The organism is Spirochaeta dissipatitropha, assembly GCF_054657935.1.
The window spans coordinates 12,573-32,504 of the sequence record NZ_BAAHXT010000018.1; the positions used below are offsets into that span (position 1 = coordinate 12,573).

16 protein-coding genes are annotated in these 19,932 nt (G+C 47.4%); 2 read left to right on the plus strand and 14 right to left on the minus strand.

What is annotated here, in order from left to right; translation table 11 throughout:
• Positions 1 to 2,211, plus strand: a complete 2,211-nt coding sequence (locus tag ACYQ2L_RS15925; RefSeq protein WP_460057807.1) for an efflux RND transporter permease subunit — start codon at positions 1 to 3, stop codon at positions 2,209 to 2,211.
• A 13-nt stretch (positions 2,212 to 2,224) separates the two neighbouring features.
• Here ACYQ2L_RS15925 and ACYQ2L_RS15930 read toward each other — a convergent pair whose 3' ends face one another.
• Genes ACYQ2L_RS15930 through ACYQ2L_RS15970 form a run of 9 tightly spaced genes read right to left on the minus strand, consistent with a single transcriptional unit; the run spans position 2,225 to position 11,350 of the window.
• Positions 2,225 to 3,193, minus strand: a complete 969-nt coding sequence (locus tag ACYQ2L_RS15930; protein ID WP_460057810.1) for a hypothetical protein — start codon at positions 3,191 to 3,193, stop codon at positions 2,225 to 2,227.
• Complete coding sequence (locus ACYQ2L_RS15935; RefSeq protein ID WP_460057812.1) at positions 3,193 to 5,040, minus strand: right-handed parallel beta-helix repeat-containing protein; 1,848 nt, start codon at positions 5,038 to 5,040, stop codon at positions 3,193 to 3,195. The genes ACYQ2L_RS15930 and ACYQ2L_RS15935 overlap by 1 nt, the downstream gene beginning before the upstream one ends.
• Positions 5,033 to 5,707 carry a PrsW family glutamic-type intramembrane protease gene (locus ACYQ2L_RS15940; RefSeq protein ID WP_460057815.1) on the minus strand — a complete coding sequence of 225 codons (675 nt, stop codon included), beginning with the start codon at positions 5,705 to 5,707 and terminating at the stop codon, positions 5,033 to 5,035. The genes ACYQ2L_RS15935 and ACYQ2L_RS15940 overlap by 8 nt, the downstream gene beginning before the upstream one ends.
• On the minus strand, positions 5,700 to 6,305 hold the full coding sequence (locus ACYQ2L_RS15945) for a hypothetical protein (RefSeq protein ID WP_460057817.1): 606 nt from the start codon (positions 6,303 to 6,305) through the stop codon (positions 5,700 to 5,702). Before ACYQ2L_RS15945 ends, ACYQ2L_RS15940 begins: the two co-directional genes overlap by 8 nt.
• Positions 6,302 to 7,975: a hypothetical protein gene (locus ACYQ2L_RS15950; RefSeq protein ID WP_460057819.1), complete on the minus strand. Its 1,674-nt coding sequence runs from the start codon at positions 7,973 to 7,975 to the stop codon at positions 6,302 to 6,304. The genes ACYQ2L_RS15945 and ACYQ2L_RS15950 overlap by 4 nt, the downstream gene beginning before the upstream one ends.
• A complete protein-coding gene (locus ACYQ2L_RS15955; protein WP_460057821.1) occupies positions 7,965 to 9,272 on the minus strand; it encodes a hypothetical protein in 1,308 nt (435 codons plus the stop codon). Before ACYQ2L_RS15955 ends, ACYQ2L_RS15950 begins: the two co-directional genes overlap by 11 nt.
• Before the next feature lie 2 nt (positions 9,273 to 9,274).
• The gene (locus ACYQ2L_RS15960; RefSeq protein WP_460057823.1) at positions 9,275 to 10,726 is read right to left on the minus strand and encodes a hypothetical protein; all 1,452 of its coding nucleotides are present in this window, start codon (positions 10,724 to 10,726) and stop codon (positions 9,275 to 9,277) included.
• Positions 10,710 to 11,174 (minus strand): hypothetical protein, encoded by a 465-nt coding sequence (locus ACYQ2L_RS15965; protein ID WP_460057825.1) that lies wholly within the window; start codon positions 11,172 to 11,174, stop codon positions 10,710 to 10,712. Before ACYQ2L_RS15965 ends, ACYQ2L_RS15960 begins: the two co-directional genes overlap by 17 nt.
• A gap of 5 nt (positions 11,175 to 11,179) precedes the next feature.
• Positions 11,180 to 11,350: a hypothetical protein gene (locus tag ACYQ2L_RS15970; RefSeq protein ID WP_460057827.1), complete on the minus strand. Its 171-nt coding sequence runs from the start codon at positions 11,348 to 11,350 to the stop codon at positions 11,180 to 11,182.
• 171 nt (positions 11,351 to 11,521) lie between these two features.
• On the opposite strand from ACYQ2L_RS15970, the gene ACYQ2L_RS15975 reads away from it, so the two are divergent.
• The gene (locus ACYQ2L_RS15975; RefSeq protein WP_460057829.1) at positions 11,522 to 12,460 is read left to right on the plus strand and encodes a phosphotriesterase family protein; all 939 of its coding nucleotides are present in this window, start codon (positions 11,522 to 11,524) and stop codon (positions 12,458 to 12,460) included.
• Here ACYQ2L_RS15975 and ACYQ2L_RS15980 read toward each other — a convergent pair.
• Genes ACYQ2L_RS15980 through ACYQ2L_RS16000 form a run of 5 tightly spaced genes read right to left on the minus strand, consistent with a single transcriptional unit; the run spans position 12,439 to position 19,927 of the window.
• On the minus strand, positions 12,439 to 13,680 hold the full coding sequence (locus tag ACYQ2L_RS15980) for an ROK family transcriptional regulator (RefSeq protein ID WP_460057831.1): 1,242 nt from the start codon (positions 13,678 to 13,680) through the stop codon (positions 12,439 to 12,441). The genes ACYQ2L_RS15975 and ACYQ2L_RS15980 overlap by 22 nt on opposite strands.
• 35 nt (positions 13,681 to 13,715) lie before the next feature.
• Positions 13,716 to 14,678 (minus strand): carbohydrate ABC transporter permease, encoded by a 963-nt coding sequence (locus tag ACYQ2L_RS15985; RefSeq protein WP_460057833.1) that lies wholly within the window; start codon positions 14,676 to 14,678, stop codon positions 13,716 to 13,718.
• Positions 14,675 to 15,523, minus strand: a complete 849-nt coding sequence (locus tag ACYQ2L_RS15990) for a carbohydrate ABC transporter permease (protein ID WP_460057835.1) — start codon at positions 15,521 to 15,523, stop codon at positions 14,675 to 14,677. Before ACYQ2L_RS15990 ends, ACYQ2L_RS15985 begins: the two co-directional genes overlap by 4 nt.
• Positions 15,520 to 17,922 (minus strand): DUF5696 domain-containing protein, encoded by a 2,403-nt coding sequence (locus tag ACYQ2L_RS15995; RefSeq protein ID WP_460057837.1) that lies wholly within the window; start codon positions 17,920 to 17,922, stop codon positions 15,520 to 15,522. Before ACYQ2L_RS15995 ends, ACYQ2L_RS15990 begins: the two co-directional genes overlap by 4 nt.
• Positions 17,912 to 19,927: a YIP1 family protein gene (locus ACYQ2L_RS16000; RefSeq protein WP_460057839.1), complete on the minus strand. Its 2,016-nt coding sequence runs from the start codon at positions 19,925 to 19,927 to the stop codon at positions 17,912 to 17,914. Before ACYQ2L_RS16000 ends, ACYQ2L_RS15995 begins: the two co-directional genes overlap by 11 nt.
• Positions 19,928 to 19,932 lie beyond the last annotated feature (5 nt).

The following is a 19,932-nucleotide window of genomic DNA, read 5'->3' on the forward strand; positions in this document are numbered from 1 at the left end:
ATGAAAGCATTCGAACGCCTTGTTTCATTTCTCGACCGTCATGGTTCTCTTGTCCTTATTCTTACCCTTTTTCTTATGATTGCTTCAGCAGTCGGAATCCATCAGGTACATATAAATACTGATTTCACTGTTTTCATGCCGAGTCAGTCTGCTCAATTGCCTCTTGTTCAGAAAATGGGAATGCTTTTCGGGGATTCAAATCAACTTTTATTCCTGGTACAGACTGACGGTTCCCCTGAAGATCTTGAGATGCTCAATGGGATTTCCCGGGATCTCTCCTCTATTCCCGGTATTCAGTCTGCACAGTTTCCCATTCCTCCCGGTCTGCTGCAGTCTCAACAGGGCCAGGAGCTGTCTCCGGAAGAATTCAGTCAAGGTCTCAGACTGCTGGAGAGCATAAGCGGGCAGAGTCCCTTGGCTGCGAGAACAGAAGGCGGCTACTGGGTGACAATCCGTATTTCACTGGATGAGCAGTCAGAATCACCTGGACAGGTAATTGCAGATATCGAAACACGTGCTGATTCACTCAGCCGTGACTATCTGTTGTCCGGTGAGCCCTACCTACAGGGAAAGGTATATCATTACGTTCAGTCATTGCTTATTTTCCTGCCGCCTGCAGCCATTCTGCTTTTACTCCTGGTATTCCGCCTGCGTATAGGAAGCACCAAGGCTACGTTACTGAGTATGATCCCGGCAGTTTTAGGCGGTCTGTTTACACTTGGAACCATAAGCTGGATCAGCGGCAGTATTTCCATAATTTCTGTTTTGGTTCCGGTTTTTATTATTGTATTGGGCAGTGCCGATGGTCTGCATGTTACCAGCCATGTTATGGACCGCCTGGCCGAAGGAGTCAGCAATTCACGCGCTGTTGCATCTACTCTCGAGGCTGTTGGAATCCCGATCATTATGACTTCACTGACTACCATGGCGGGCTTTCTGTCGCTCATGCTTATAGACAGTCCTGCAATCCGCGAGATGGGCATAGCCGCAGCCTGGGGTATTGCCCTGGCAGGTCTCGCAACCTGGATTGTGCTTCCGGTATTTCTGCTGAAACTCAAGCCGCTCCGACGAAAAGGTGGTTCATCCAGAAATATAGTACTTGAGTACCTGAGAGTAATTCAGGGAAAACCTGCTATTGTTATTACCCTAATCCTGTTCGCAGTATCTATCCCGGGCATATTTCTGGTGCGTGCAGACTTCTCGATGCTGTCCATGTACAAGCAGAATACCGATGTCAGGCAGAGTATTGAAAAAACCAGCGAGATCCTGGGCGGTGCTATTCCTGTAAGCTTACTCTTTGAAACAGACAGTGTTTTCGATTCAGCTGCCGCAGAGGCAGTAACAGATTTCCAGCAACGGATTGCCCGCTCCGGTATTACAAATAACAGTATTTCCCTGTATCAAGCCTTATCCGCCATGGCGTCTATGATGAATGACCGTCCCGGTGAGCCTGGTCAGGCAGGCCTGCCTGAGGGTTCAGCTGCACAATCCATGCTTCTGGCCGCCATAGAAAACTTTCACCCTGAACTTATTGACTCATTCTATTCTCCCGAAGGGTATGGTCGGGCTTTTTTCTTTCTCCCGGATCTGACCAACGAGACGCTGGATGGATTTCTGGCAACTGCTTCCGAGGTCAGCCGTGAACATGGTATAGTTCTGGAACCAGTGAGTACGGTCTTCGCCATGAAAGAGATGAATGACCGGATTATCCATCAGCAGTTCTATTCACTTGTTCTGGCGCTTGTTCTGGTAATCGTTCTCTCCAGCCTGACCCAGAAAAGCCTGAAACTCGGGCTGCTTTCCGGCCTGCCGATCAGCCTGACCCTGGTTTCTCTGTTTGGTTTCATGGGGTTTGCCGGGCTGGAGTTAAGTATTGTATCCGGTATTATGACCGGTCTTACCGTAGGTGTAGGTGTGGATTACGCTATTCACTATATCTCCCTGTACCGTTATGCGAAAGACAGAGCCGGTGAAGACAGCAGTCAAAGTAATCCTGCTGGTCAGGCACTGGATTATGTTGCCAGTCCAATTCTCGCAAATGCAATCGGACTGGCAATCGGCTTCAGTGCGATGAATCTCAGTCCATTCAGGATCCACGTCATACTTAGCTTGCTCATGTGGGTAACCATGGTACTCAGTGCTTTTTTTTCCCTGAGCTTACTGCCTACCTTACTTGGCATAAAGAAGAAACACGTAAATAGTGTCTCCTGATACGCGTGCTGACTCAACGGATTTCTATACAGACCATACGACTGGCAACCTGCAGCCCATCGGCATGAATTACCAGTCCGCCGACCAGATACCTGCCGATGAGATCATCAAAATTTGATCTGCCTGTCAAATCAATAAGAATTGATCTCAGTCCATCTCCCATCGGATCCATCGCATCGCGTGGACTGGTATGAGAATGTATAAGCCGTATATTCTGCACGCCTACGTTGCGTCCCGTGGAAGTCATTTCCGTCACTGTCCAGTTATCGACCCAGGGATCATCGAAGTAGCCTGAGTCGAAATTATCTGCAACTCCATAAAGACTTTTCAGATCTTCCTGTACTGTGGTGTAATAGAAGTAGTATTCCAGCCCGGATGGGTGTTCACGGAATTGAGGTTGTAATGCTATCTGCCCACTAATAAGTGTATGACCCCGGTCAGTCTGTACAAAATCTGGATCCCCGGCGCCGGTGTCAGATAATAGCCCGACCCCTCCCCTGGGTGCAGCCTCGAGTACAATCTCACTGCCTGCAGCTGAATCACCGTCGATCAATGGGAACGCCCTGAAGCGCGTAAGATTCGCAAAGGTCTGCCAACCCTCCCAGTAGGACGGGTCAGGGACATCGCGTATGAAAGCCTTGTAGTTTCGTATACCTCCTGCGCTGAGTTCTACTTCAAGCAGCCTTCCATGTACTTCAATTGCAACAGCAGTATAATCATAAGAAGTGTCAAGTTCAGAAGGTCTCAGTTCATGAGTGAAATCAGCGGCATCTGTGCGCACTGTTATTGTCAGCTTATCGGCACCCAGACCCCATAACCATGTCCGGGAGTCCGGGCTGCCGTATACATTGAAAAGCCGGTTTTCTATATCTACCCGGATAATCCGTTCTGCAAGGAGGATATCTCCTGTGTAGGGTGTCGGGCAGCTTCCCAGAAGGACCGTGAGTAAAGCTGTACAGATCAGTATTGAAGCAGTTTTCATTATTCCCACTCCTGTTTACCTGGTTCATCTGGAATGGTATAAGATACCGTCCCGGACTTGTTGGAATCAGTATTGTAGAAATCATTCAGATCATCAACTGTCAAAAGGACATCACCCTGAATCAACCTATACTGCATACCGGTGGAAAAACCATGAAAGCCATTGTTCACCACACGTCGGACACGGCCATTTGCACCAAGATAGATTCCGTAGCTGCTGCCGCTTGCAGAAAAATTATTCCATCGAAGATAATAGTTTGTTCCGTAGGCAGAATAGAGTGCATGTGCTGTGCCTGAAGCACTGCCGGCATCTATTGAATTGTAACGAAGCGTGGATTTTCCGTTGTTAATGAAGTAGATACCATAGGTTTCACCTCCAATGCCCGGAGCAAGCCCGCCGGATATCTGGTTACCTACAAACAATGGCTGGTTTTCCCAGTCAATATACAGTGCATGACTTCGGGATCCGCTGCCACCTGCGTTGCCGCTGGTAATGGTATTCCGAAAGAAAACCGGATCGGTATCATATAAGCGGACGGTATAGACCCGTGAGTACGGGGCGCTTGTATTACCCCCTCGGATATCATTGTATTCGAGCACAGTCTTTCGGTTACTGATTTGACTGCGGCCGGTCACGAAAATAGTTCTACTGTATTCCGGGGCGTTGCCGCCCTGCAGCAGATTATGCCGCAGCAGCGGCGCTGCCTGCTGAATCCGTACAGCCTCGGTTTCACCACTGGAATTAATGGTATTGTACTGCAGTACCGGGCTGGCACCGGGCCGAATGTCTACAACGGGACTCGTTCCGTCTGTGCTCCGTTGAATCGTCAGTCCTTCAATGGTTATACCGTCTCCCGACTCGATACTCAAGCTCTTTTCTCCATTACTGAACTCGAGAACACTCCTGAAGTCAAGCTCTATCCGGTCATTCGGACTACGGTATTTTCGGTCTTCCGGTTCTTGCGGATTCGTGGTATACTTATACCCCCCATAAAGTGAGACCCCTGCTGGAACAGAAACATCATAATTCAGGGAGTGTGTTCCATTGAGAATTATGACGCCTTCCTTGTCGGCATCCAAGGTTACAGCATTAACGGCATCCTGCAGATTAGCATGTGGATCCGGGAAGAATACCCATGGATTCAGAAAGATAGCCTGGATATGCGTATGTGCGGTAACAAATACCTCAGTCACAGCTGCAAGCGAATCCTGGAAAACAGGATCATTTTTCGGGCTGCCAATTACCTGCCATCCTGAAAACTTACGCAGGAAAGCAGCTTCTGCCGCAAGCTGTAGACGGCCGTCAACTGTTGTTATTACAGCTTCATGCTCAGCTCCGGTTTGATTCACGCTAACAGGTGCCAGGATTTCTCCATCTTCACTTCCTATGGATAGCCTGACTTCCCACACACCGGTGCCGTTCATGAGAATATAGCTGGTCGAACCATCAACAGAAACAGCAGCTAGCCCGCTATGATCACCGTTCCGTTGGGGATAGAAGCCTATATACACGGTTCGAATCTCTCCGGATGGAATCTGTAAGGGGAAGTCGGGTGCCTTTCTGTTCAGAAAATCAAAGCCTTCGCCTGCAATTGCCAGTGAAGTCAGGCTCAGTGTCCTGTTTCCGCTGTTCTTGATCCGCAGGGGAATAACTGCTTCACCACCGACCAATAATTCACCGAAGATTATTTCGCCACGCACTCCCCCACGTATCGATCTATATTCGACAAAGTCAGGAAATACCAGACGCCCATCCGCATCCTGCAGAGGCAGTCCGCAGCCAGCAAGAGCAAGAAAAAGTGTCGCCAAGGGAATTACAAATCGTCTCTTCAACCTATCTCTACGCATTATCGGCACCTCCATTTTTAGCAGGGACTCTCCGTGAGACATGTATTCCGAATGCATTGAGCGGGTACAACAGAAAACCAAAGGCTGCCAGAGGAAGCAGAAATCCTATAGGCGCCCATACAGGATGCATACCCAGGAGATTGTACAAGGCATGCAGAGCAACTGCAGAGAGAAAGAAGCCAATAATCAATTGAATGGACATATACCCATAGTTCAGCAAATACTGAAGCCCGAGTCCGATTAAAGCGGATGCTGATCCATGCATGAGACAGGCAGTGAGACTGCGTAGCAGTATAAACAACACAGGGTTGGATCCGTCTGCGTATAGCAGCGACAGATACACATAATTCTCCAGAATTGAAAACCCGATGCCAGAGGCCATTGCATAGCGTGGTAAACTATAGCGCAGGCTGCGGTTCACCTTCGGGAACAGAATAAACAGGGGAAGAATCTTGATAAATTCCTCCATACCCGGGATTATATATACCAGCTGGATTTCCAGCGAAATCGTACTGTACCGTGCGAGTAAATCTGTCATCGTATACACCGTCAGTGCTGCAGTCAGTCCCCATGCAAATAGAAGAATCAGGGATCGGCTTTCTCCTTTGGTCACCAGTATCAAAAAAAGCAGAGGCAGTATAAAACTGAAATATACCGCATTAATCATGCTCGACTCCTTTACATCTTCCTAGTCCGATCAGAAAAACCAGGGGAGCAATGATCAAGGGAAGAGATTCAAGTACCCCAAGAACTGCAGTCTCAGGTACAAAAGCCAGCAAGAGCAGAACCTCCGCCATGAGTACAGACCCTGCAGTCAGAACGAGAAAACCGAAACGGGCATCGGCACACAGGAGCAGGCTCAGAAATAATATGGACTGCAGAATGAGAACTACTGAACCATAGATTGACAGAACGTCTGGATTGCGCAGAAGCAGTACAATAACTCCTGCAGGAAAAATGAGCACAATGGCTGCCCAGAGTCGGCGAGCAGATGCAGAATTATAAGTCTTCTTATGACTTCGCAGCATTTTTTCCCATCCGGACGCCATGAGAAGCAAGGTTATACCTGCCGGTACCGGCATTTCTGTGACCAGTGCTCCCGGTTCTAAAAGTACACGCACTGCTTCGCCAAAAGTTACTATCAGCCAGTACCCGGCAATTGCGGCTGCGGCAAGACTGTAGGGACCGGAGAAACGCTGCTTCATCGAAAAGAACGCAGCGATTATCATCAGAATAAAAATAATACCCGAGGTCAGTATGTTCATGGCAGCAGTACAAACCTCATTCGCAGAGCAAATGCAATTCCACCACGCTGAAGTAAATCCAGAGTTCCGTCCTCAGTCACCCTGCCGACAGAAAGATCCTGAGGAGCAGTATTATGTGTTTGAGTGTAGTCTCCCGGGATACGGAATGCACCGATATCACCAATCCACCTCCAACGCTCACCTAAGGGGACTGAAACTCCAACCTGCGGTAGAAGCAGCCAGCCAAGCCCATTGGAAGCAGCGACTTCTTCCCAAACCGTACGGGTATTCAGATTGTAGGCCCGATAATGCTCCTGATGCAGTACACCATTCAACTCCAATCCAGTGAATATCCGTATCTGATTATCAAACTGCCAGAAACGGCCGGATAACAACTGCAGGTCATGTACAACTGTAAGAGAAGGATAATCTACCGCTGACATAATCGATCCCCTGACTGGATCACGGCCTAAATCGACCTCGGTATAGCGCCCCGGATTATCTCGATGGAACAAGCGCTGTCCTGCCGCCTGTGCGCCGTCAAGCAAGACCGTTTTGGCTGTTCTGTTGTAATACAGACCAAGACGCATGCCTTCCTTTTCGGAATCAACCTGGCTTGCCAATGATCCGCCGATCATGAAATTCCCCCAGTCCTGGGATCTGTTTACCCCCTCCCAGCTCATGTCATCTGGAATTGAATCAGTCTCAATCCGGGTGTAGCTTATTCGACTGGATATATCAAGCGGAGTGTAGGAGGCAGAAAGCTGCAGATGCAGCGAATCGGACAGGGTAATTCTGATCAGTGTATTCAAATCAATTCGATGACTGTATTCCTCGTCATTTTGATTGAAGGATGTAATTTCCTCCTCCGGTCCACCAGTTCCGCTACGGGCAGACCAGTCCTGATAGCTGAGTACGGTTTCACGGTATCCATCACCGGTGGTATCAATTGAAAGATATTTATTGCTACGTGATGTATAGCCAAAAGTATATGACAATCCACCTGTTACAAGCAGATTTCCCAGCTGCCTGTTCCAGTCACCACTTATACCTGCCTGGTGGGCATATTGGTCTGCATCATTCAAGGTATCATTTACATATTCGAGAACAGGATCCTGGGTTCCATCCGTAAGCCAGGTAAAAACTGCGGGGCTGACGCCAAGGGAATATTTCAGACGATAACCCTGAGCCAGTGTATCTCCCCGGGAAGCCCAGAGTAACATGCTGCGCAATGCATAAGGTGCCGTGCTTGTCTCTTCCTTCTCATGCTGCGTAAAGGCATTGTAGTCATTCATCTCAACTATCGATTGGCGCCAATCAAAATCCGCCCCTATGCCGGCGCCGAGAACAGCAGAACCTAATGGAGTAAGCCAGAGCAGATCAGCATTCGCTATAAGTGAAAAATTCTGATCACGCCGGATTCCACCGATAGCTCCACTGCTGTCATCCAGCCGTTGTGCAGTTTCCCACGAGAAGTCCTGATCAAGTCTGATATCCTGTATAAATGCGGATCTGCCGACAGCGGTCAGAACAGATGTGAATCGTCTGTAATCAAGTTCCGGATATAACCCATGAGAACCGATTCCCGAAATAAAGAAAACCGGATCACCAGCAGGCTCTTCTGCAGAAACCCATGCGATTCCAAACAGTATACTGAATACTGCAACTACCAGGCAGGTTTTACCTTTCATGATTGCTCCTAACCCGCTTCAGGGGCTGTGATACGGTTCTGTGATCTGGATAATTGTGATTACTTACTACAGTGCGGGCCGATCTGAACGAACTGCTGTCGCAGGAAGCATAGGTCATCTTGTCACGGATACGATAATACTCACCGTCACGGAACTCTTCCCGGAAGCGGGTTTCTTCACGATCGTATGGTGATGACTGCCCACGGACAAATCGCTGCATAGAGATTTCTTCTGAATTACTGTTATAGCGGTAGACGACTCTCTCATGTTCTGTGCCATGGTATTTCAACAGTCTCTGGATAACATTGCCCAGATCGTCATACGCAAGAAGCAGGGTTTCCTGCAGTGGACCGATCGCCTCAAAATCAAGAACATGCATACCGATTACAGCTTCGTCGAAGGTTCCATTTCGATGATCTGAGGTCGACAGCACAGGGATGCCTGCAGAGTCATACAGAAAATCCTGTTGTGAATACACCTGAAACCCGTCATTCCAGTCGTATTTAGTGAAGTAGTACAGCTCGTTGCCGTTATCTTCGCTGCTCCGGACGGTATGATACAGTTCATGTGTCCACAGTCCGTAATCATCGTACCAACTTGCAAACTCATCGGTCAGCTCAAGCTCGTCGCCATTCGAGGGTATGAGAAAAACCTTTTCGGTTACATAATCCCAGAACTCATAATCTACACCCGGGGAAATTTCAAAACTGTATACAATCCGATAGCTGCTAGTTTGCTCCCCAATCACGATATATGATTCGCTGTCTGCATCATATGCATAATCCAGAATCCTGGTATAGAGATCTGGCTGATTCTGCATCGGGATGTCATAATCAACCTCGTAATAGTTATACAAAAAATCATCCGGCCCATAAACTTCACCGCGTAAAAGCAGATGTGATACGGCCGTGAATGCTTCGTCCTCTTCATCGTACATGGTATATATGTTCTCGATATACTCGTACAAATAGTATTCCCTCAACTGTTCATCGCCATTTTCAGCAATGTTGAAAACTTCCGTCCTGACCAGCAACCAGTAGTCACTGTTGTTGAAATCTTCGTAGTAATTGCGGAACAAGCCTTCCAGTTTTCCGTCTTCACCATATATACGCGTCTCAACCGGTTCCAGGTACCACCCTGAAGGATCTATATATCTGCTGTACTCAATTTCTCGTGAATTATAGTCAATCCCGGAGTCATCCAGTACAGGCGGCTGCAACAGGGGGCAGGCAGAAATCAGTACTATAAGCAGCATGATACAAAAAACCCTGACAAAGCGGATTGCAGACGAATACATGACTAAAACTCCCATTGGTTTACAAATTCCCAGAAGGGCCAGCGACGAAAATACAGATTTTTATTCCAGAAAAGTATACTGGCATCTACATTGGCAAATGCCCCTGCCTCGGCGGCAACGTACAGAATCCACTCATTAAAGTTTCCGTATCCACCCCGCCTGGTATCGAAACCCATGACGCCCAGCGGCTCCATGTATCCAGTGGCCATAATATACAAGCCTCCTCCACCCTCAAGACTGGCTACACTGATTCCTGCGATATTAAAATCGCCGCCCAGATACAGACCTGCTCTCAGCTCCGCATCTGCCGCTACAAAAGGCCGAAAAGCAGCATTCATATAAAAATCTGCATTGCCGGAGGCTCGGGTTGGTATCATCGGCCATATCAAGTCCCCCTGCACCCCTATACGCAAATATGTGTACTCCGAAACTTCAGCACCCAGGGTAATTGTACCGTCCAGATTAATGCGTGCGGTAAGCGAAACAACAAAACGAACAGTTCCGGTAGGATCAGCAACCATAAACATAGCTATTGGAACACTGACTTCTGCACTTAACTCCATTGTGCCGCTTAAAAGAAAATCAAACTGCTGCGCAGCGGTGACCTCTGCTCTGCCATAGCCTTTGGTGAAGGAAAACCGGGGAATCGGCGGATGCCACCAGTTAGTAATCCAGCTGACTTTCATGCTTGGTTTTTTCAGTCCCCCGCTCACACGTGGTTTGGTAAAACGCAGCACCCCGGTGAGCCGGATCTCTCCGCTTTTGCCCACCTCCAGAGAAGGTTTTCCACCGGATTCGCTATCGGTCTCATTATTATCGGTATTGGTTCCCTTGGTATTCCCGGCATCGATCATTCCATCAATCTGATCACGGCTCTCCTGAGGAACTGAACTCTGCCATAGTGGAATATCAATCCGAAGCGACAGGAGTTCCAGATCCTTGACCTGTTCATCTGTTTCGATCCAGAGAGTTGAACCAAGCTTCGAAAGGGCTGGATTCTCTTGCTCGGAGAGAAGATTAGCATGAGAGGGATAGTTGTCGTTGTCCCTCAGATAATTCACCCCACGTGGTAATGGCAGTAAATTTGTCTCATCCAGTACCAGATCAAAATCAGGAACAAAAACTCCAAGCAGAACATCTTCAGGCCGAGGTTCCACTGTTTCTATAATGGTACGACCATTGTGGGTATAAATGTCGGTTACCCGGCGAGCAATATTGTCTTCTGTCAGAAATATTGATCCGACCTGCAGCTCACGCATATCAACTCCGGAGGCAGGAGCATTCGCTGAACGGCTGCGCATACCACCTATAATCCGGGTATCTATCAACTCCGGACTGTAGAGTAACTCAACACCTGTAATCATAGTCTGTGACCAGATATTTGCAGTGAACAGAAGCAAACACGAATTGAACAGCACAAAAGCTGTAAGGAAACGTTTACTCGGGACTGTCATAGTCTTTCATCTCAAGTGTGCTTCCAGCGGTCTGGACTACAGTCCCCCTCAGCCTTCCAGTCTCGTCATACCCATAATAGGTTTCAATTACTTCACCGAGGGAGCTGGTCTGTACAAGCTGAATCAGTCTTCCGTCTTCATCATACACTTCACTGGTCTGAAACGAAATTACCCGCTCTGCCTGGCCGGGCACTTTCTCATACATTCTGCTTACATAGCCCCGTTCATCATAACTGAACCTTCTTTCATGGGCATCTCTTGCAGGATTATTATACGAAACTGTCCGCAAGGGAGAACTGCTTTCCCGAAAATCATACTCATAGGTATTCAGGACCTGATTGCTGCTGTCCACAACGACAAACACAGCCTCTTCACGTGAGAAATCACTGAATAAACCACAGGATCCTGACAAAACCATGGTCATGAGAAGGAGGAATACTTTTTTCATTTTGATTATCTCCGATGTCTGTTGTCACCGGGACGCATCATGGATCCCAGAAAAGAAGAATCATCAAAATCAGTAATTGGATAAAAACTCCCCAGAGTATAACCTGCTAAAAACAAGGCTACACACAAAAGGATCACTACCCTCAGCCCCAGCATACGCTTGCGACCTTTAGCCATAAAAACCTCCATACCGAGAAGATGTAATTCTAGTTTATTCCCGAATCGATAACAAGATATAATCTGAAAATAATGAGTAAACTATAAAATATTCTGCAATTTACTCTGGATTGCACTCATCTCATTCTACTGTTATCCTTGAATTAGAAACGGTCAGACAGGAGGGAGTCTATGGGAGAAAGCACGGCATTACATAAAATACAGACAGTCCGCGGGCAAATCCAGGCAGAGGAGGGTTCCCGTATTCTGGCACATGAGCATATTATGGTTGATTTTATTGGTGCAGAGAAAACGGGCCCTGAGCGATGGAACCGGGCTGAGGTAGCCGATAGAATCATTCCTTATCTTATAGAGCTGAAAGCTCAGGATGTGAACATGTTTTTTGACTGTACTCCTGCATATCTGGGACGGGATCCCGTACTGCTCAAAAACATATCCGAACAAACAAATATACATATAATTACCAATACTGGATTTTACAAGGATGAATATCTTCCAGAGTGGGCTCGCCAGTCATCGGTGGAGAAACTCGCTGAACTCTGGATTTCTGAATTCAAATACGGGATTGACGGTACAGACATCAAACCGGGGTTCATAAAAGCTGCTGTCAATCCTGGACCATTAAACCCTGAAGCCCGGAACTGCCTGCGCGCGGCAGCTATCTGCTGCAGAGAGACTGAGCTCACCATAGCAACCCACTGTGGAGATGCTGAGGCTGCTCATGAAATTCTGGATATACTTGATTCTGAATCCGTACCTTCCTCGAAGTGGATACTGGTTCACTCACAGCTTGTCACTGACAATAATGATCTTCTGGATGTTGCCGGAAGAGGCTGCTACATCGAACTTGATGGCCTGGCCTGGGGTGACTACGATAATCATGCAGAAAAACTAGGGCTCCTTGTTGAACACGGATACAGCAGGCAGGTGCTACTCAGCCAGGATGCAGGCTGGTACCATGTCGGTGAAGAAAATGGAGGAAACGTTATTGGCTACACCGCCTTGATCAATGACTTCATCCCTTTTGCAGAGCAAAGAATCGACGGGAGTATTATAGAAAAGATCATAAGGAGAAATCCCCTTGAGGCCTATGCCTGCATTACAGCCTGATTAGTGCTGGAATACCCGGATAAAGAATCCTGCTCCATGCTGCAGCCCGGGCGGCAGGAAAATCGAAGAAGCTCAACACCTTCGGGATACTCACTGTTACCTGCTTCCCAAATGTCAGGAAGAGAAAATACGCGATGCAGAAAGTACCCGGCGGCACCTATAGCTACAGCTTCGGGTTCGCTGTTTGATACTTCTATCGCACAGCTCACATCACTGTCGTACAACCAGTTCCATCGAATCTCTTCTCCCATGATCTCTTTCATTCTCTGAGCATCGATAACAAAGTTGCCGAATATTTTGACCATGGAGATATTCAGTACGTTCACTAGCAGTGAGACGTTGCGACTGAGCTCACGTGCGATCCGTTCCCAGAGTTCACGTTTTGTGTAGAGTTCCGGCAATTCTGGTATAGGCAGATCAAACTGGGTCGGATTCTCGATAAACTTGAAAACACTCTGGAATTCGCCAGCAGAGAAATTGTCTCCGTGGAGCACACTGTCCTTTATGACTATGCCCATACCAACAGCAACTCCACGAACCTCAGATATGTCCTCATCCATTCCCCAGCCTGTTCGCCGTTGCTCGGTCAGCAGACAGAGAAAATTCCTGTCATGACTTTTTTTCTTTTCCAGGATTACGCTCCAGCAGCAGCAATTGGCATCGTTTTCAATGACAATCGGGAAAGGATACTTTTTCTTGCAAAAATCATGAACATGCAATGGTTCCCGGATATTCAGCGGATTTGAAGAAATGACAATCCCGGCATAGGGATTAACCTGCCCGGAAACAGCAATACCAGCACCGATAATTCTTTTACCGATTACACTTTCGCGGGATAAGGCTGTCATTATTGCATCATCAATCAAAGGCATAAGCTGGCTGTCCGATGGAAGGTAGCCGGAGCTGAAGGTATCAAGAACATTACCGTTCGGATTCAGAACCACACCGCTCCAGCTGTCTGTCTGTATCTCGAACCCAAGAATAATTCCCATGCTGTTATTAAGGAAAAGGCCGGTCGGCTTCCGGCCCTTTGAGCTCGTAACATATGGTGCATCTGCCGGCAGGATCAGACCTTCGCTCAGAAGCGATGTGACTATTTTGGTAATGGTTGATTTGTTGAGATTAAGTTCCCGGGACAAGTCAATTCGGCTTATACCCGGATCCATCCAGATGGAATTGAGAACTCGCGTAGTATTGACCGTAATATCCATCAGAGCCATGCTCTTCTCCTGCTGATCGCCAGCCTAAATATAGATTATTCTCCGGTAATACCGGTTTGCTCAATCCCCTGTATGAATTTCTTCTGCACAAAGGTGTACATGAGTAGAAGCGGGAAAATGGAAATCATAGTCGCCGCCATCTTGTACGCCTCGTTGATGCGAGCCCCCTCTGCCATATCGGGCAAAGATCCGGCCATCTGCACAAAATTATTGTCGAACACAGCCAGCTGTGGAGTGATTAAACGCAGTCCTCCACGGACAAAGGTCGTAGTGATATAGCTTTCGTTCCAGTTCCACAGGAAACTGAATAAAAACACCGTAAACAAGGTAGGTACCGACAGTCCCAGAAAAATCTTGATAAATATCTGAAACGAATTCGCACCATCGATCCGTGCAGCTTCATCAAGGCTATGAGGAATCAATCTGAAAAAGTTGTAGAATATGAGAATCAGAATAGCGGAATAGATCCCCTGCCCGCTCAGGGTCATGGCAAGCTGAGGCCAGATAGTACCGAACATGCGGATACCTGTCAAATTCTGAAAAGACGTGAAAATCATGATTCTCGGAATGAGCAGAACCGGGATCGGCAGGATGAACGATACCAGCACCATCACAAACCAGAAGCGTTTGAACCGGAAGTTGAAACGGGCAAAGGCATAGCTGGTGAGAGCAGTCACAGAGGTCTGCGCACAGGCCAGAATTGTAGTAAACCAGAGAGTATTGAAGAATGTAGATCCTAGCCGCAACACCGAGGCTGCCACCCGGTAACTCTGGAAGGTCAGTTCCTGGGGAATCCAGCTGACCTCCGGATTCAGAAGATCAGCCTGGCTCATAATAGACATGGTAATCATGCGCAGCAATGGATACAGAAAGACATATGAAAATGCCAGCAAAATCGCTACCAGAACAAGATTGAAAAGCCTGCCCTTCTGCCGTATTTCCTTGAAATAAAATACTTTTGCTTTAGCTTTCAGTTTTTGCAATACAGTGGTGCTCATACATCCTCCCGTTGTTTCAGCAGCAGATAAACGACCCCGATAAGCGATAGCAGAACCAGGCTGTACAGCCAGGACAGGGTACTTGCGATTCCCAGACCAGATGCAGTATTAAAGCTCGCATTGCGGATGAGATCATAGACAGGATTAATCGGAAAAAGTCCTATCTGAACGATTGTGAAAATAGCAGCAGTCAGTGCAACCGGGCGAACATAAGGGATGATTATTTTCCACAGAATTTGCCATCCATTGGCGCCGTCTATCCGGGCAGCTTCAAGTACACTCGGATTGATTTTCTGCAAAATGTTAAGAAACAGAATAATCGGTATTCCGGTAAACCAGAGAATCAGAATAAAGTTTTCCAGCAGCATCTCGAGTCCTGCAGCCAGGAGGGAACTGTAACTGTCTATCATTCGGATCAGAAAGATTCTCTCGAAATACTGCACCATCTGTGTCGTACCAGATTCCATAAGCTGGATCATTACCGAACCGGACAAAATGATAACCGGCAGGAAAAAAATCAGCCGGAACCCCAGGCGGAATGGGAGACGCTGGTTCAGAATCAGTGCCAGAATAAAAGATATAATCAAAATAACCGTTGTATACACGGTCTCTATGATTACAAACTCAATCAGCCCTGGTACAAACTGCGTATTTCTGAGCAAGGCCGAGATATAGTTTTCAAGTCCGATCCAGGTAGTCTGCCAGCCTTGAACAGTCAATTGTACATCGTGAAAACTCAGAAAAAATGTGTACAGCAAGGGAAAGACAGTAAACAGGATAAAGCCGATCAGCCAGAGTGCAAGGAAACTGTAGCCGGATATATTTTCATGACGTAGTTTGCTCATTGCACACCTCCTGACATATGAAAGACATGTGCCGACTCAGGCTGAATGCTCTCTCCGGCATGTGTCACCGTTTGTTTTGTATAGTTGATCAGAATCTGTACTCCGTTATCATAGGTATTCAGTATTATTCCCGGCGATAGTACCTCACGGTTCAGCCAGCGAGCATCCATAACTTCACGTAAAGCACCATTGACCTTTTGATATACCTCCAGAATAAGGTCGCGATAGTTGCTGTACTCGGTTGAATAGAATTCTGCCGAGTTGGTCAGCAGCAGGGCATGACTGGATTCTTTTGTGATCAGAAAACTTGGGTATACGTTATAATCAATCATCCGAAGCATATCCTGCCTGCTGGAAAAAGAGAAATTACTGTACTGGGCAAACATATCCATGGTACCCTGCAGCACCATCTGAAGCAGAGGCACGGTATCGGTCTGAAGGAGATATTGGGTCGAAAAGACCGGTGTATTCAGAAAGCGGCTGGTATATTTCCAGAGATACTGATTGGGCTGATACAGATTCAGACTGGTTGTCCTTGAGAGTTCTTCCAGAGCAGACTGGTAAATGGCGATTGTATCGCCCCGGGATATCATCCCGTCAGGAGGAAAATCACTCAGCAGCCGTCTTCCAATTCCATCGATACTGACTGAAGTAGCACCGACACCTGTCATGAGCTCAGTTTCCCGTCTCAGCCATTCAACGGAACGTGCGGCTTTTGCAAAGTAGAATCGGTTGACCGGGGCATTGGCCTGTATTGTCGAGCGTTCGGTATACCATCCGCTGGCTGCACGGATCACATTGCCCCAAGGCAGAATCTGCCCTTCTGCAATACGTATATAGTCCCGACTAAAACTTGCGTCAACACCCTGCTCTGCCAGGGATTCAAGCACAGATGACCATTCACCGGAACGACCTACCGCCGGAAGCAACCGGAGTCTGCCGGGAGTAGATAGAACCGTCCCGCCTCGGGCGTAACCTATAAAACCTGTTGACAACTCAGTGATTCCTTCAGATTGTAGATCAGTAATGATCTCTCTTACATCAGCAATAGTGGTGGTGACCTGGTGATTGTGTCCGACAATACCTTTGCTGACATCAGCCATAACAAAGTCTATACGTAAAGGAATATCCCGCCTGTTACCGGCAAGAGCAGTCTCACTACCTGTTCCGGGATCACGATCTGGAAGCTGGTTGGTTTCTTCAAGGAATTGCCGGTATGCCTGGGCAATACCAGTATAGTCTGCTGCATGATTACGAGTGGAATCAGACTCCCCTTGAAGGAATCTATACCTCATTTCCAGATCAAACCTGTTTCGATTTTCCAGTATCCTGAAATAACCATCTCCACGCTGATTATAAACCTGATAGTACAATCTGTTGTATACAAAACGAGGATAGGCATGAGTATAATTGGTGGTGTTCTCCTGGGGAAAGGTTATGATCTCCAGATGTTCAGCTCCAGACACAGCATATGCAGCAAAGGCATTTTGATTACGCCCGTGCACTATGCCGAAAAGCGGCATGAGATTTTGCCTCGGGGCTACCGAAAAATCTTCCATGCTGCTGTACATCGACCCCTGGCTGAGATCCGGGCCATAAATTCTCGCCCTGTATTCGGAGAATTGATCAGAGTTGTCTCTAAAGCGTATCAAAGAGCCGGATCCATCGGGAACGACTACATAGCCTGTCGGAGCAGGTTTCTTGACCTGGATGGTGAAATCCTGCCGCTCGGGATCCCAGAGCAGCTGTCGACCACCCGAGGCACCGAAGAAGGGCATCAGATTGATGGAGGCTAATCTCCGTTGACCGGAACCGGACACAGCATCATCAGGAATGCTCAGACTCAGCTCGTCCCCATCCAGCCTGATCTGAAGCAGCAGCTGTAGATCGATATCCTCAAAGCTGATACTCATCTCTGCTGACCAGCCGCTCCCCGGAAGTACACGCAGTGACCGGCTTACATTACGTTGGGCCGAACTGCCGATCCGTCGGATATTATTAGCATTGTCAAAGAATTCAATAGAAAGCACGGAATTGGCAATCCCGGTAAAAGTGGTGTTGAGCCGTGCCTCCAGTGGCGGCAGTTCGTCGGGGTCAACACCACCCCGGTCGACAAGGTCGCGTATATCTACGTTAAAGGGTAAATCCAGCCCGGTCTTCCAGACATAGCCGTTTCTGATATCTTTGAGAGCAAAGATTCCTCTGTCCTCACGAAAATACAGCTCAACAGGATCACCCTGGTACAGCAGCTCGTAGGAATCATCCAGGTCTGGATTATACTGACTGACTTCAGGTGCTGGAGCTGTCGCCCGAGGTGTGAGCACATGAGCAGTGCCTGCAAAGACATGCCCCGCGATCATCATGATGTACACTATAAATGAAATACGTTTAACTAACATTTCGCAGAAACTCCTTCACGAGAGCCATAATGAACTGATACAGCTGCTGTCCCATTACTGTAAGGATCACCATGACAATTATGAGCACCAACATAAACATAAGTGAGAAAGCAATACTGAACAGAGTTCCCTGTAATCCATAGTCATGAACTTCCTTTACCCCGACCAACAGCAGCACGATAGACCATGTCCACCCAATGATCATAATCAATTGAATAGCAAATACTTCATTCAGTGTGAGAATATGGGTCAACACGGTTGATAAAAGCAGTGCCAGCCCCAGTGGAGCGAGTGAATACGCGAACATTCTGAACAGATCGGACATGCCCCCGCGTCCGTCGTTGACGCTGGTTCCAAGATAGTTGCAGAGGATAAACAGAAATATACCGCCAAAGAAACCAATCACTATACTGGTGAAATCAATGTCTTCAATAAAGACTTGCTGGAAGATAAAACCCTTGCTTGTCAGATTCAACAGAAATACTATAAAAAAGGTTAGCAGCAAAAATACAGCCGCGGCTGTACTGCCTTTCTGACGGTGTCGCAGGTAATAAAACCCGTCCGACGGTTTCTTCATAATGGTGAATTGATACAGGACATCATTCACAAACGGTACAGCAGCAAACCTTCGAAACGGATCAAAGATCGTATCCAGAGCCGGGATCTTTTTACGCAATAATCGAAAAACAGGTCCAATGGTCATGGAAAGTACTATAAGAAGTACAATATACATAATATTCCGCTGCAGCCAGACATTACGGATCTCCCAGAAACTAGCTGAGTAAAACTCGCGGTTATTGGCTATTCGGGTATGATACATAGCTCGGTTATAGTCACGAAGAAACAGATAGTTCTTACCAATGGACAGGTGAGCGATCTGCGATACCTGATTTACCTTCAGCACCTCCTGCCAGACTTCAATCGACTCCCGGTAACGACCTTCATCGAAGAGTTCCAGGGCACGATAGGTATTTGTAATGTATGGTGTTGGTTCGTAGGATTGAAGGAAGCCCTTCTCGCCATCCAGATACCACAGCCGTCCAACAGAATCGATTGCCACTGCCGTCGGCCGGGTGAATAAGCCGATAATATCATCGCTCTGTCTGGTATAGCCAAAAGATGCGATTACATCACCTTCATTCGAGTAGATAATTGTCTGCCCCTGATCAAATACCACAACAATAATACCGGATGGATCTACCCAGAGATCTACAGGTGCGGACTGGGGACGTATTCCCGCAGTCATAATGGAAAATCCAGCGGCATTATGTTTCTTGATCGCTCTTGGATGATCACCGATACTGCTTGTATACAAAATATTCTGCCGATCAAGAAAAAGGTTGGAAAAAGTTACCGGAACCCGATCAAGCAGGTTTGCCTTCTGGGCATCTGTAAAAAACAGGTCCTGTAAACGCTCAATAATTGATAGCTGGATCTTGTTGCTGGTAAAGTATCCAAGAAAATTCCCGTCCGGAGAGAGCTGTATAACACCATCGTACAAACCCTCCCCGATGATATACATGTTCCCGGCAGTATCAACACTGATCTTACGCGGAGCGAACTGTCTGTTGCCAAAAGACAACTGAGTAGGACGTTCATATCGGCGAACATAACTTCCGTCTATGCGAAATACAAATACAGTCCTGGCTCGGGGATCGGCTGCGTAGATAAGTCGGTCACGTGTAACCCACAGCCCTGCCGGTCCTATCATGTCTGGATGAACGATTTCGTTGATAACAGTTTCTGTCTCTGGATCAAAAAGGATAATCCGTCGATTACCGGTGTCGGCAATGTACAGCAAATTATCTGAATCAATAAAGAGATCCTGAGGTTGTACCAGACCGAGCTCGGTAATTGTTGCCCCCGGAAGATAGGCATCACCGGTTCTGGTAAAAAAACCGGAGCCTTTCGGATTCGGGGTGTAGGTATAAGTTGTAGCTCTTTGTGCTGCAAGCGGTAAAACCAGACACAGCAGCACTAACACTATTGCAATTTTTTTCATCATACCAC

What these genes read in the sequence shown, in the direction of transcription:
- ACYQ2L_RS15925 (WP_460057807.1), top strand. Translation starts at nt 1, where the DNA reads ATGAAAGCATTCGAACGCCTTGTTTCATTTCTCGACCGTCATGGTTCT.
- ACYQ2L_RS15930 (WP_460057810.1), bottom strand. Translation starts at nt 3,193, where the DNA reads ATGAAAACTGCTTCAATACTGATCTGTACAGCTTTACTCACGGTCCTT.
- ACYQ2L_RS15935 (WP_460057812.1), bottom strand. Translation starts at nt 5,040, where the DNA reads ATGCGTAGAGATAGGTTGAAGAGACGATTTGTAATTCCCTTGGCGACA.
- ACYQ2L_RS15940 (WP_460057815.1), bottom strand. Translation starts at nt 5,707, where the DNA reads ATGATTAATGCGGTATATTTCAGTTTTATACTGCCTCTGCTTTTTTTG.
- ACYQ2L_RS15945 (WP_460057817.1), bottom strand. Translation starts at nt 6,305, where the DNA reads ATGAACATACTGACCTCGGGTATTATTTTTATTCTGATGATAATCGCT.
- ACYQ2L_RS15950 (WP_460057819.1), bottom strand. Translation starts at nt 7,975, where the DNA reads ATGAAAGGTAAAACCTGCCTGGTAGTTGCAGTATTCAGTATACTGTTT.
- ACYQ2L_RS15955 (WP_460057821.1), bottom strand. Translation starts at nt 9,272, where the DNA reads ATGTATTCGTCTGCAATCCGCTTTGTCAGGGTTTTTTGTATCATGCTG.
- ACYQ2L_RS15960 (WP_460057823.1), bottom strand. Translation starts at nt 10,726, where the DNA reads ATGACAGTCCCGAGTAAACGTTTCCTTACAGCTTTTGTGCTGTTCAAT.
- ACYQ2L_RS15965 (WP_460057825.1), bottom strand. Translation starts at nt 11,174, where the DNA reads ATGAAAAAAGTATTCCTCCTTCTCATGACCATGGTTTTGTCAGGATCC.
- ACYQ2L_RS15970 (WP_460057827.1), bottom strand. Translation starts at nt 11,350, where the DNA reads ATGGCTAAAGGTCGCAAGCGTATGCTGGGGCTGAGGGTAGTGATCCTT.
- ACYQ2L_RS15975 (WP_460057829.1), top strand. Translation starts at nt 11,522, where the DNA reads ATGGGAGAAAGCACGGCATTACATAAAATACAGACAGTCCGCGGGCAA.
- ACYQ2L_RS15980 (WP_460057831.1), bottom strand. Translation starts at nt 13,680, where the DNA reads ATGGCTCTGATGGATATTACGGTCAATACTACGCGAGTTCTCAATTCC.
- ACYQ2L_RS15985 (WP_460057833.1), bottom strand. Translation starts at nt 14,678, where the DNA reads ATGAGCACCACTGTATTGCAAAAACTGAAAGCTAAAGCAAAAGTATTT.
- ACYQ2L_RS15990 (WP_460057835.1), bottom strand. Translation starts at nt 15,523, where the DNA reads ATGAGCAAACTACGTCATGAAAATATATCCGGCTACAGTTTCCTTGCA.
- ACYQ2L_RS15995 (WP_460057837.1), bottom strand. Translation starts at nt 17,922, where the DNA reads ATGTTAGTTAAACGTATTTCATTTATAGTGTACATCATGATGATCGCG.
- ACYQ2L_RS16000 (WP_460057839.1), bottom strand. Translation starts at nt 19,927, where the DNA reads ATGATGAAAAAAATTGCAATAGTGTTAGTGCTGCTGTGTCTGGTTTTA.